Origin of the sequence: Nitratidesulfovibrio oxamicus (assembly GCF_015731765.1) — a bacterium.
In the GTDB taxonomy this organism is placed as follows: domain Bacteria; phylum Desulfobacterota; class Desulfovibrionia; order Desulfovibrionales; family Desulfovibrionaceae; genus Cupidesulfovibrio; species Cupidesulfovibrio oxamicus.
In genome coordinates, this window is record NZ_VRYY01000582.1 from 1 (window position 1) to 12,479 (window position 12,479).

General features: G+C 64.7%; 8 protein-coding genes. 6 read left to right on the forward strand and 2 right to left on the reverse strand.

The features are described from left to right. The coding region (locus FVW20_RS15830) for a chorismate mutase (RefSeq protein WP_196610358.1) at positions 1 to 1,295 on the reverse strand (1,295 nt) is incomplete at its 3' end. 922 nt (positions 1,296 to 2,217) lie between these two features. Here FVW20_RS15830 and aprB point away from each other — a divergent pair. The 6 genes from aprB (at position 2,218) to FVW20_RS15860 (ending at position 10,418) form a co-directional block, all read left to right on the forward strand. Beyond that, positions 2,218 to 2,721 carry an adenylyl-sulfate reductase subunit beta gene (gene aprB, locus FVW20_RS15835; protein ID WP_196610359.1) on the forward strand — a complete coding sequence of 168 codons (504 nt, stop codon included), beginning with the start codon at positions 2,218 to 2,220 and terminating at the stop codon, positions 2,719 to 2,721. Positions 2,722 to 2,763: 42 nt separating this feature from the next. Further along, positions 2,764 to 4,761: an adenylyl-sulfate reductase subunit alpha gene (gene aprA / locus FVW20_RS15840; RefSeq protein ID WP_196610360.1), complete on the forward strand. Its 1,998-nt coding sequence runs from the start codon at positions 2,764 to 2,766 to the stop codon at positions 4,759 to 4,761. Between the two features lie 148 nt (positions 4,762 to 4,909). Further along, complete coding sequence (locus tag FVW20_RS15845) at positions 4,910 to 6,148, forward strand: CoB--CoM heterodisulfide reductase iron-sulfur subunit A family protein (RefSeq protein WP_196610361.1); 1,239 nt, start codon at positions 4,910 to 4,912, stop codon at positions 6,146 to 6,148. Between the two features lie 6 nt (positions 6,149 to 6,154). Further along, complete coding sequence (locus tag FVW20_RS15850) at positions 6,155 to 8,419, forward strand: hydrogenase iron-sulfur subunit (protein ID WP_196610362.1); 2,265 nt, start codon at positions 6,155 to 6,157, stop codon at positions 8,417 to 8,419. 13 nt (positions 8,420 to 8,432) lie between these two features. Further along, a complete protein-coding gene (gene qmoC / locus FVW20_RS15855) occupies positions 8,433 to 9,587 on the forward strand; it encodes a quinone-interacting membrane-bound oxidoreductase complex subunit QmoC (RefSeq protein WP_196610363.1) in 1,155 nt (384 codons plus the stop codon). 84 nt (positions 9,588 to 9,671) lie between these two features. Next, positions 9,672 to 10,418: a hypothetical protein gene (locus FVW20_RS15860; protein WP_196610364.1), complete on the forward strand. Its 747-nt coding sequence runs from the start codon at positions 9,672 to 9,674 to the stop codon at positions 10,416 to 10,418. Between the two features lie 705 nt (positions 10,419 to 11,123). On the opposite strand, the gene FVW20_RS19825 is transcribed toward FVW20_RS15860, so the two are convergent. Next, a partial coding sequence (locus tag FVW20_RS19825) for an RtcB family protein (protein WP_307831597.1) occupies positions 11,124 to 12,479 on the reverse strand: 1,356 nt, incomplete at its 5' end.

Below are 12,479 nucleotides of genomic sequence, written 5' to 3' on the forward strand. Positions count from 1 at the left end.
TGGGGCTGCGCGGCGTCCCAGGTGCCGGAAAGCCGGGCCTCGCCACCGGTGAAGGCGGGCATGGCCAGCATCACGGCGGCCACCAGCGGGTCGATGCCCATGGTGGGGGCCTTGGGCACGCGCAGCCTGGTGGCGGGCACGGGGGTGACGCGCACGGAGAGGGCGTCGTCGCCTGTTTCGCCCAGCGTGGTCACGCCAGCCTTGCAGGAGTGCAGCAGGGGCAGCACTTCCGCGATACACGCAGAAGCATTCGGGTGACCGGCGCAGTGCAGGGTGATGGGGGCGTTCCAGAACGGAGCGGCCAGCAGCAGCGCGGTCAGCGCGTCGGCGGGCAGTTCCGCCGGGATGCGCACCTCGTCGGGCAGCACGCCGGAACATTCCAGGCGCACCGGCAGGCCGGACGACTTGGGCACCACGGGGGCCAGACGCGCGCCGAGCAGCGGCAGGAACTGACGCAGCGCTGTGGTGTCGGCCATTTTCAGCGCCGGGCCGCCGGTGAACTTGACCTTGCCTACGGCGCCAAGAGACAGCGCGGCCAGCAGGTGGAAATTGAGGGAATCGTCACCCGCGTAGATGACCTTGTCGGTGAACTCCAGCGGGTCGCCGCCCTTGCTGCGCACCAGGGCGTCGCCTTCCCACGACAGGTGCGCGCCCGCCTGGTTCAGCGCCTTGACGGCGTCGATCAGGTGGTCGCCCAGCATGGCGCCCTCTATGTTGGCCTCCGCACCGGCGGCGGCGGCCAGGGCCACCCACAGTCGGGTGGGGCGGATGGCCAGCGGTCCATATATATTGATGGAGACGGGGCGGCGCGGCGGGGCAAGGTTGAAGCTTGGGCGCACTTCGCCTTCTGGGCTGCGCTCCTGCATTTCAACTTCCTGCAGCAGCGCGAACAACTGGCGCACGAAGCGCGGGTCGCGGCTGACGCGCGCGGCGGCGCTTTCCCACGCCTCGCGCAGCTGCTTTTCGGCCACGGTGTCGCGCGCGGGGGCGGATGACACGCCGGAGCGGCGGCTGCCGCGCACCTTCTGGAAGAGACGGGCGCGCTTGGCCAGCAGGCGGATGATGTCGCGGTCGAGTTCCATGATGGATTCGACCAGCGACTGGCCGGAAGCGGGGCGGCCCTGTCCGGGCCGGGGGGAACGGGCGGGTCTGTCGAGCCTGTCGCCCCTGTCGGAGCGGTCGGGCCGGGCGGGGCGCTCTGCCCGTTCGGGGCGCTCGGCGCGTTCGAAGCGTTCCGGCTGGGACGCATCATCCCGTTCCGGACGGCCGGACGGGGAATCGTTGTTGTCATGCATGGGGAAACCTGTGTTGGGATGGTGATGTGGCGTACCACCTAGCCCGAAACGTGCGCTTCGGCAAGTGGCAAGGCCCGCGCCACGCCGCGAAGGTGTCCGACATGGCGCACGTAATGGCGCCCGGCATGGAAGCGGGCAGGACAGCACGCAGGGGAGGAGGGGGGCGGTTGCACGGCAGAGAGGGAGCGGAGGCCCGACATGGCGGGAGCTCGACTTGCGCTGCGTGTGGTTCTGTTCCTTGTAACTGGGGTTTCGTCACCGGCTTGAGACAATGCGCACATGCCCGGCAGGGGTGGTATTTCTGGTGCATTCTCTTTCATGTCAAGCCATTGCAGGTGTGTTGTGTGGGCGCACCCGCGAGGCGGCGGGGCATGTGGGGTGCCCCCGGGGTGACGTTTGTGCTTCATGCGCATACCGTCACAAGGGCGTCGCAAGGGTGTCGCGGAGTCATGTAACTGCTTGTTTGAACAGTCATAGCCATGCATCCCAGTCCGGAATCGGGCCGATCCCTCATTGTCGGAAACCCGTTCAGGGCGGTCTTTCGTGAAAAAATGGATAAAAGGCCGGAAAACGACGGCGGACGGTCTTGAAACTCTGCCTGCTTCACGATACACCGCAAGGGGCAGTGCGGCGGGCTCGCCCCCCATGGGCAGCGCAACGTGGCGAAATGTCCCAATAAACCACGCAAAAACAAGCCCATGGCGTATCCTTGTGAAGGGTTTGAACAAGTTGCTTGACACTATCGGGCCACATTGTTAAATCAGTCACAAGCAACACGATCAGGCCGCTAGAGGGCGATGCAGTCCGAAAAGGCAGGCTCCCGAACCTGCTTTTTCAGCCTCCATCGACATGATGGTGGGATCCGCATGGGTTGAGGCTGACAAGGTATAACCCCTTAATTCGCTGAGTTGGAGGATAAGGTATGCCGACTTATGTTGATCCGTCCAAGTGTGACGGCTGCAAGGGTGGCGAAAAGACCGCTTGCATGTACATCTGCCCCAACGACCTCATGATCCTCGACGCCGAGGCCATGAAGGCCTACAACCAGGAGCCCGAAGCCTGCTGGGAATGCTACTCCTGCGTGAAGATCTGCCCCCAGGGCGCCATCACGGCCCGCCCCTACGCCGACTTCGCGCCCATGGGCGGCACCTGCATCCCCATGCGCTCGGCCGACTCCATCATGTGGACCGTCAAGTTCCGCAACGGGAATGTGAAGCGCTTCAAGTTCCCCATTCGTACCACCCCCGAAGGCTCCATCAAGCCCTTCGACGGCAAGCCCGAAGCTGGCGACCTGGAAAATGAACTGCTGTTCACCGAAACGGCGCTCATCGCTCCCAAGGTTGCCCTGGGTGAAAAGGCCGCGATCAGCGACTCTGATCTGAGCCAGTGCTGGTATGAAACCGGTTGCGAAGGCGGCAACCGCTAGTTCGGAACCCACCGCAAGTCATTGCGATAAGGAGATTTAGCTATGCCGATGATTCCCGTTAAGGAACAGCCGAAGGGTGTGGCCATCGCCGATCCCATCGTGAAGGAACATGACGTCGACATTCTCATCGTCGGCGGTGGTATGGGCTCTTGCGGCACCGCGTTCGAAGTCGTTCGCTGGGCCGACAAGTATGCCCCCGACCTGAAGATCATGCTGCTGGACAAGGCCACCCTCGAGCGTTCCGGCGCCGTTGCGCAGGGCCTGTCCGCCATCAACACGTACCTCGGCAAGAACCCTTGCGACGACTACGTGCGCATGGTCCGCACCGACCTCATGGGCCTCGTGCGCGAAGACCTTATCTTCGACCTTGGCCGTCACGTTGACGACTCCGTGCACCTGTTCGAAGAGTGGGGCCTGCCCTGCTGGATCAAGGACGAACACGGCCACAACCTCGACGGCGCCCAGGCCAAGGCCGCCGGCAAGTCGCTGCGCGCTGGCGACGACCCCGTCCGTTCCGGTCGCTGGCAGATCATGATCAACGGTGAATCGTACAAGTGCATCGTGGCCGAAGCGGCCAAGAACGCCCTTGGCGAATCCCGCATCATGGAACGTATCTTCATCGTGAAGCTGCTGCTTGACGCCAACACCGACAACCGCATCGCTGGCGCCGTGGGCTTCAACCTGCGCGAAAACGAAGTGCACATCTTCCGTACCAACGCGATGATGGTTGCCTGCGGCGGCGCGGTGAACGTGTACAAGCCCCGCTCCACTGGTGAAGGCATGGGCCGCGCCTGGTACCCCGTGTGGAACGCCGGTTCGACCTACACCATGTGTGCCCAGGTCGGCGCCGAAATGACCATGATGGAAAACCGCTTCGTGCCCGCCCGCTTCAAGGACGGTTACGGCCCGGTCGGCGCGTGGTTCCTGCTGTTCAAGGCGAAGGCCACCAACTACAAGGGTGAAGACTACTGCGCCACCAACCGCGCAATGCTGAAGCCCTACGAAGATCGCGGCTACGCCAAGGGTCACGTCATTCCGACCTGCCTGCGTAACCACATGATGCTTCGCGAAATGCGCGAAGGTCGCGGTCCCATCTACATGGACACCAAGACCGCCCTGCAGAACACCTTCGCCACCATGACCCCCGAACAGCAGAAGCACCTCGAGTCCGAAGCCTGGGAAGACTTCCTCGACATGTGCGTGGGTCAGGCCAACCTGTGGGCCTGCATGAACATCCAGCCCGAAGAACGCGGCTCGGAAATCATGCCCACCGAACCTTACCTGCTCGGCTCGCACTCCGGCTGCTGCGGTATCTGGGTGTCCGGTCCGGACGAAGCCTGGGTGCCCGAAGACTACAAGGTGCGCGCGGACAACGGCAAGGTCTACAACCGCATGACCACCGTCATGGGCCTGTGGACCTGCGCCGACGGCGTGGGCGCTTCCGGCCACAAGTTCTCCTCCGGTTCGCACGCCGAAGGCCGTATCTGCGGCAAGCAGATGGTCCGCTGGTGCATCGACCACAAGGACTTCAAGCCCGCCATCAAGGAAACGGCCGAAGAGCTGAAGCAGCTCATCTACCGTCCTTACTACAACTACCTGGCTGGCAAGGACGCCTCCACCGATCCGGTGGTGAACCCGACCTACATCAGCCCCAAGAACTTCATGATGCGCCTCGTGAAGTGCACCGATGAATACGGCGGTGGTTGCGGTACCTACTACACCACCTCCGCTGCGGCGCTGGACACCGGCTTCGCGCTCATGGACATGATGGAAGAAGACTCCCTCAAGCTGGCCGCTCGTGACCTGCACGAACTGCTGCGCTGCTGGGAAAACTACCACCGTCTGTGGACCGTGCGCCTGCACATGCAGCACATCCGCTTCCGTGAAGAGTCCCGTTACCCCGGCTTCTACTACCGTGCCGACTTCATGGGCCTCGACGACTCCAAGTGGAAGTGCTTCGTGAACTCCAAGCATGATCCCAAGAAGGGCGAAACGAAGATCTTCAAGAAGCCCTACTACCAGATCATTCCCACCGAATAGGTGAGCTTCAGGGGCGGTTGCGGCAAGCCGCAACCGCCCCTTTCTCCTTTCACCCGGACGGCCTAAGCCGGGGCAGTAAGCATGCCTTATTGTCTGGGCTTAGGCCGTTTTGACGAAGGCCCGATAAACTGTAGGGAGGATAGCGAGAATGTCGAACTCCATACTCGTCGTCGGAGGCGGTTTCAGCGGACTTACGGCCGCCATTGAAGCCGCGGAAGTCGGCTATGAAGTGTACATCGTCGAGAAAACACCATTTCTTGGCGGGCGGGTTGCGCAGCTGAATAAATATTTCCCCAAGCTTTGCCCTCCCTCCTGCGGTCTGGAAATCCAGTTCCAGCGCATCAAGAAGAACCCCCGCATCAAGTTCTTCACCCAGGCGGAAGTGACCGCCGTGTCCGGCGATGCCGGCAACTACACCGTTAAGGTGCACATCGAGCCGCGCGGCACCGTGCCGAGCAGCGCCGATCTTTCCCTGCTCGCCTCCTCCCTTGAAAGCGACGTCGACAACGAGTTCGAACTGGGCCTCGCCAAGCGCAAGCCGCTGTACATGAGTGTGCCGTTCGCCTTTCCCAGCCGCTTCGTGCTCGACAAGGCCGCGCTTTCCCGCGCCGACGAACTGAAGGTCGGCAAGAGCGCGTTCTGCGACATGAACGAAGCCCCCCGCGACATCGAGCTGAATGTGGGCAGCATCGTGGTCGCCACCGGGTGGAAGCCGTACGACGTGACCAGGCTGACCAACCTTGGCGCTGGCGCGTTCGCCAACTGCGTGTCCAACATGCAACTGGAACGCCTGGCCTCGGCCAGCGGTCCCACCGCCGGGCAGATCAAGCGCCCCTCCGACGGCAAGGCCCCCAAGAAGGTGGCCTTCGTGCAGTGTGCGGGCTCGCGCGATCAGAACCACCTGAACTACTGTTCCTACATCTGCTGCATGGCCTCCCTCAAGCAGGCCCTGTACGTGCGCGAGCAGTACCCCGACGCGGAAGTGACGGTGTACTACATCGACCTGCGCACCCCCGGCCGCTATGACAAGTTCCTGCGCAAGGTGAAGGCGGACGAAAAGATCGCCCTGGTCAAGGGCAAGGTCGCCGGCGTCGAGGAAGACGCCGCCACCGGCGACGTCATCGTCGAGGTGGAAGACGCGGTGAAGGGCGAAAAGCGCAAGTACCGCTACGACCTTGTCGTGCTGGCCACCGGCATGCAGCCCAGCCTTGCCGGGCAGAAGCTGCCCTTCGACGTGCCCGTTGACGAGGAAGGCTTCATCGTCGGCGGCGAGGAAAAGGGCATCTTTGCCGCCGGGTGCGCCCAGAAGCCGCTCGACGTGATGCGCACCGCCCAGTCCGGCACCAGCGCCGCCCTGAAGGCGATTCAAACGGTGAGAGGGAGGTAATACAGAATGGCCACCAAAATTGGCGTCTATTTCGACCAGTCGAGCATCGGCGGCGGTCTCGACCTTGATTCCCTTGCCGACACCGTTGGCGGCAAATGGGGCGATCTCACGCCGGTCTGCAAGGTCTTTCCCGTCCTTGCCGACAAGAAGGCGCGCGACGAGATCGCTACCGACATAGAGGAAGAAGGGCTGGACGGCGTGCTGCTGTGCGGCGCTTCGCCCCGCGTGGACTGGGACCTCTACGAGTTCGAAGGCGTGCTTGTGGACCGCGTGAACCTGCGTGAGCAGGGCGTGATGAGCTACAAGAATCCCGACGGCTCGCTGGCCGACCCCGAAGCGGCCCCCCAACTGCTTGAAATGCTGGTCACCGACTACGTGAACATGGGCGTGGTGCGGCTGCAAAAGACCACCGCGCCTGACGGTTCGCCCTCCGAGGGCGTGCGCCGCATCCTGGTGCTGGGCGGCGGCTGGACCGGCCTTACCGCCGCGGTCAACGGCTCGCTGGCCGGGCACGAAGTGGTGCTGGTGGAAAAGGACGAAGTCCTCGGCGGTCGCGCCCTGGGCCTTCTGAAGACCGTCCCGCTCAGCCACCCCTACACCGACGTGCACGACACCGGCATCGAAAAGAAGATCGCCGCCGTGCAGGCTGACGACAATATCACCGTGTACACCAAGGCGAAGCTGGCCAAGCTGTCCGGGCAGCCCGGCGACTTCACCGCCACCATCGCCCTTGCTTCCGGCGAACAGGAAGTGAAGGTGGGCGCCGTGGTGCTGGCCACCGGCTGGCAGCCGCAGGACACCAAGGTGCTCGAACCCTTCGGGTACGGCTCCCTGCAGAACGTGGTCACCGCCGCCGAGTTCGAGAAGATGGCCAAGACGGGCACCATCACCGCCCGCCGCGTGGCCTTCATCCTGAACACCGCGCTGGCCGAGCCCGCCGACCCCTATGCCGAACTGTGCGCCCCCGAGGCCCCGGCCGAAGCCCCCGCCCCGGCGGAAGGCGAAGCCGCCGCCCCGGCGGTGAAGGACCACGAAAGCGTGCGCCACCTGCCCATCTCCAACGCCATCAGCAGCGTTGTTGCCCTGAAGCAGGCCGGTTACGTGTGCGACGCCTTCGACGGAGGCCAAGCCTTCATCCTGTACGACAGCATGGTGGTGCAGGGCATCCACGAGCGATTCTACAAGGCCGCGCAGGATCGCCTGGGCGTCATGATGTCCAAGGCGGAAATCCGCGCCATCACCCAGGCCGCCGACGGCAGCCTGAACGTGCTGTGCGACAAGACCCTGATCGGCGACGACATCGAGATCAACGTGGACATGGTGGTGCTGCCCACCGGCATCGTGCCCGCCACCGCCAAGGATCCCATCGTCAACTTCGACTACCGCCAGGGCCCGGCCTTCCCGGACCTGGAGCTGTTCGAAGGCTACGCCGACTCGAACTACATCTGCTTCCCCTACGAAACCCGCCGCACGGGCGTGTACGCCGCCGGTTGCGTGCGCCAGCCCATGATGCTGGATGCCGCCGAGGAAGACGCCGTTGGCGCCACCATGAAGGCCATCCAGTGCATCGAATCCGCCAACAAGGGCGTTGCGGTGCACCCCCGCTCGGGCGACCTGTCGTACCCGCTGTTCAACTTCGTCCGCTGCACCCAGTGCAAGCGCTGCACCGAGGAATGTCCCTTCGGCGCGCTGGACGACGATGAAAAGGGCACGCCGAAGCCGAACCCCGCCCGCTGCCGCCGCTGCGGCACGTGCATGGGCGCCTGCCCCGAGCGCGTCATCTCCTTCGCCAACTACAACGTCGACCAGATCGGTTCCATGATCCGCGAGATCAACGTGCCGCCGGACATGAAGAAGGGCGGCCCCCGCGTGGTCATCCTGGCCTGCGAGAACGACGCCTACCCCGCGCTGGACATGGCCGCGCTGCGCGGCAAGCACTGGAGCCCGTACGTGCGCATCATTCCCGTGCGCTGCCTTGGCTCGGTCAACGCCATCTGGGTTGCCGACGCCATGTCCAAGGGCATCGACGGCGTGATGATGCTGGGCTGCAAGTACGGCGACGACTACCAGTGCCACTTCGTCAAGGGTTCGGAAATCTGCAAGCGCCGCAAGGAGAACATTGCCGAGACGCTGAACCGCCTTGGCGTGGAACCGGACCGCGTGGAGCAGTACGAAGTCGCCATTGACGAGTACGACAAGCTCCCCGGCGTGATCGAGGACTTCATGAACATGATCCTTGAGAAGGGTCCGAACCCGTTCAAGGGGTACTAGGAGGAGATGGAACATGGCTCAACCCGTCAGGATTCAACCCGATCTTGAGTTCGTCAAAGAACTGCAGGCAGTCGGTGGCGAATCGCTCAAGAAGTGCTACCAGTGCGCCACTTGCAGCGTGGCCTGCCCCATCTCCCCCACAAACAACCCCTATCCCCGCAAGGAGATGGTCTGGGCCTCGTGGGGCCTGAAGGACAAGCTGCTGTCCGACGTGGACATCTGGCTGTGCCACAACTGCGGCACCTGTTCCGACCTGTGCCCGCGTGGCGCCAAGCCCGGCGACCTCTTGTCCGCCCTGCGCAACATGACCTACGCCCGCCTCACCCAGCCCTCCGTGGTTGGCAAGTGGCTGTCGTCCGCCCAGTACCTGCCCATCCTGGTGGCCATCCCGGCCATCCTGTGGGCGGTGGTCTGGGCGATCATGGCCGGCGTGAACGGTTCCGTCTTCCCCGAAGGCGAGATCGTGTTCGGCAAGCTGTTCCCCGGCGACTTCACCATCGACCCCATCTTCATCCTCACCTTCTTCACGGCGGTGGGCATCCTGTTCAAGGGGACCAAGAACCTCATCGCGTCGTTCGAGCCTGAAGGCCGCACCATGATGCTCGGCAAGACCAAGCACTGGACGCTGCACCTGGTGGACGTGATCCTCGAGGAAGTGCTGACCCACACCAAGTTCAAGGATTGCGGCGCGGACAAGTCCGACCGCAAGGTGGGCCACATGGTTCTCATGTACTCCTTCGTCATCCTGGCCTTCGTCACCGCCGTGGTGGCCGTGGGGCACTGGGGCGGCAAGGTGATTCCGGCCATCGCGGTCCACACGCCCATGCCCCAGACCTTCCCCGTGAAGATCCTGGCCAACATCGGCGCGGTGATGCTGCTGGTGGGCCTGGCCATCCTTACGGTGCGTCGCAAGGCGCTTGATCCCAAGAAGACCAGCTCGAACTACTACGACTGGTATCTGCTCGGCGTCATCTGGGTTGTGGCCGTCACCGGCGTGCTCAGCCAGCTGTTCCGCCTCGCGGGCATCGCTCCTGTCGCCTACAGCGTGTACTACGTGCACCTTGTGGCGGTGTGGATGCTGTTCGCCTACCTGCCGTGGTCGAAGCTCGGCCACCTTGTGTACCGTACCGCCGCGCTCACCTACGTGCGCGCCATGGGCCGCCGCTAGCGGCAGAGAAGGCGGCGCGCGAAGGCGCGCGCCCGGCCGGAACAACGAACCGAGAAGTCATTCTTCCGATATCAGGAGGCTGCAATGTCTGACGAAGGTCGCAGAGTGTTCAAGATGGAAACCGTTCTCGGCCTGGTCGCCGGGAAAGCCGGTGCCGACGTGTCCGACCTGCTGGGTTACCTGGCCCAGCGCGCCCTGGCCACCGAAGAAGAAGCCGCCGTGGCGCCCATGGCCAAGGGCTGGCTGTACAGCCAGAACCCCGCGTTCATGCAGTGCGGTGAAGCCGAAGGCAATTACGACGACTGGGTGAAGAAGGAATGTGGCCGCCTTGGCGACAACGTGTCCCTCCAGCCCATTTCCGCCGCGGAACTGGCCGGCATCAGCGTGGTGCTGGACAAGATCGCCGCGCTGAAGGCCAACGTGGCCGACCTGGAAGAAACCGTGGCCGGTCTGCAGGCCCAGGTGAAGGAACTGACCCCCTTCAAGGGCCAGGCCGCCGACCTTGAAAAGAAGCTTGGCCAGTCCGAGCAGAAGGTCCAGAGCCTGAACGGCGACATCGCCAACCTGAAGAAGGAACTGGCTCCCTTCAACGGCAAGGTGGCCATTGACGAGAAGGAAATCGAGTCCAGCGTGAAGGACATCGTTTCCCGCGCCGTCAAGGAAGCCCTGAAGGCCCTGCCCGTGGCCGCCGCCGGCGCCGCTGGCGCGGCTGCCGCCGAAGGTGGCGCCATGGCCGACTTCGATGCGCCCGCCGAAGACACCAGCGGCGGCGTGCCCGATACCTTCGGCTTTGGCGCCTCCGGCGCCAGCGACGACGGTTTCGGTTTCTAGTCGCGGGGCGGCTGCGAGTCGCCACGCGGTCTGATGTGAGAAGAGAGCGCCCGGTCGGTATGACCGGGCGCTTTTTTTGTTGGGGGAAGGGAAGGGGAGGGGGAAGGGAGAGGGAAGACGTGTTGCGCGTATATGGCCGGGCTTCTACGAAGACAGTCCCGCCTCTCTAGTCGCCCTCGATTTCGTTATGCCTCCGGCGGGCAAGGGGCCATTAAGCGATGGCCCCTTGCATCCCCGCGCTTCAAGGGGCGCTGCCCCCTGAACCCCCGACGTATCCTGCGCGGCGTCCCTGCGGCGTCAGCTTCCCTCCGGCGCGGGGCGCCTTCGGGTGATCTGCCGCCGGTGCCGCCAATGCGCGCAAAGCTCTCGCAGGCATGGTGAAGCGAGGGTGCCTTTACCGGTGGGCATCCTGCACCGCATTCCCTGCCGGGCAGCTTCCCTCGGTCAAAGCACCTTCGGGTGATCTGCCCGGCGGAATGCGATGTGCGCATGGCTCTCGCAGGCGGGGTGTAGCGGAGGAGGCGGTGTGGCGCATGTGTCGTGCAACAGCGTGGCGTCGCACACGGCTACGTGCGGTATGTAGCCTCGGGCGATGGAAGGGAGGGGCGGTGCATGGCCTGTCACCTCTCTTGTGGAAAAGGTGAGCCGATGCGCGAAGGGGCGGGCGAGGGGCGACCTTGTTGTCCCTCTCCTACCGGGTTCCCATCACCCTTTCAGCACCACCAGCGGGCGGAAGTGGTCGATGATCCGCACCAGCACGCCGTCTTGCGCCGCCAGCACTTCCGCGATGGGTTTGTAGGCGTCCGGGGCCTCGTCCAGCACCCCCCTGTCGGCGCGGCAGATGATGCCGCGCATCTGCGACCGGAATCGCTCGAGGGGGATGGTGCGCTGCGCCTCGTTGCGGGACATGCGGCGGCCAGCCCCGTGCGAGGCCGAGGACAGGTATTCCGCGTTGCCCAGCCCTTCCGTGACGTACACCCCGTCCCGCTGGTTGGCGGGAATGACGCCGGGCTGGCCCGCGTCAGCCGGGGTTGCGCCCTTGCGGTGCAGCACCAGCGGTGCGCCGGAAGGGCCGGACTGGTTCAGAACCACGGCGTGGTTGTGGTTCTCGTTGATCATGCGGCCCAGCAGCAAGGATATTTCCTGCTCGGTCAAGGGTGGCTGGGGGAGGGGTATCACTGATGCTTTGGCGTCCGGCTGAACGGTGGGACCGTTGGGGGCTGTGTTCCCGGTGCCCCCGGCGGGTTTGGCGGGGCGGGCAGGGCGCTTGCGTGTGGTCCGGGCCAGTTGCCGGTGCACGTCGGCCAGCGCGCGCAGGGCGTGTTCCAGCATCAGGCGGCGGTTCTGCAGGGCGTAGTCCAGCGCCCAGTCCATGTCCTGCCGGTAGGCGCGGCCAAGGCGCGAAACGAGCGGGAACAGCCTGCCCTGCTTCATGTACCATGCCCCGATGTCCCAGCCGGAGCGGCGCGAGCCGGAATGCACGGTGACGCCGATTTCACCGCGCTTGTTCACCCCCACTTCAAGGAAATGGTTGCCGCCGCCAAGGGTGGCCAACTGGATTGTCTGGCGTGCGTTGACCGCGTCGGTCAGTTGCGTGTCTCCGCTGGCGCTGGTGAAGCGCGGCAGGTCGTATTCGCCGGGGGCGCGGGTGGCGGTGCCCACGGGGATGGCCAGTCGCAGCCGGTCGAACAGCAGTTGCCGCGCGGCCTCGTCGGGCAGCACCTCGTCCGCGGGCAGGCCGGTGTTCACGTGGCACATGCCGCAGCCGATGTCGTAGCCAACGAAGCTGGGGCTGATGTGCCCGTCCAGCAGGGCCACCCCGCCGATGCACAGGTCGTAGCCCGCGTGGGCGTCTGGCATGACGGCCAGATGCACCATGCAGGGCAGGGCCAGCGCGCTTTCGATCTGGTCCCATGTGGCGGCGTCGAGGTTGTCGGGCGGAATGGTCAGGGACAGGCGCGGCGGCGCGTTGCGCACCCCGGTGCAGGTGGCGTAGGCCATGCGGTCAGCCGGGGCCGCGCCGGATGTGCGCCCCTGGCCGCGTTTCCGGCGGGAGTCGTC

What these genes read in the sequence shown, in the direction of transcription:
- FVW20_RS15850 (WP_196610362.1), top strand. Translation starts at nt 6,155, where the DNA reads ATGGCCACCAAAATTGGCGTCTATTTCGACCAGTCGAGCATCGGCGGC.
- aprB (WP_196610359.1), top strand. Translation starts at nt 2,218, where the DNA reads ATGCCGACTTATGTTGATCCGTCCAAGTGTGACGGCTGCAAGGGTGGC.
- aprA (WP_196610360.1), top strand. Translation starts at nt 2,764, where the DNA reads ATGCCGATGATTCCCGTTAAGGAACAGCCGAAGGGTGTGGCCATCGCC.
- FVW20_RS15860 (WP_196610364.1), top strand. Translation starts at nt 9,672, where the DNA reads ATGTCTGACGAAGGTCGCAGAGTGTTCAAGATGGAAACCGTTCTCGGC.
- FVW20_RS15845 (WP_196610361.1), top strand. Translation starts at nt 4,910, where the DNA reads ATGTCGAACTCCATACTCGTCGTCGGAGGCGGTTTCAGCGGACTTACG.
- qmoC (WP_196610363.1), top strand. Translation starts at nt 8,433, where the DNA reads ATGGCTCAACCCGTCAGGATTCAACCCGATCTTGAGTTCGTCAAAGAA.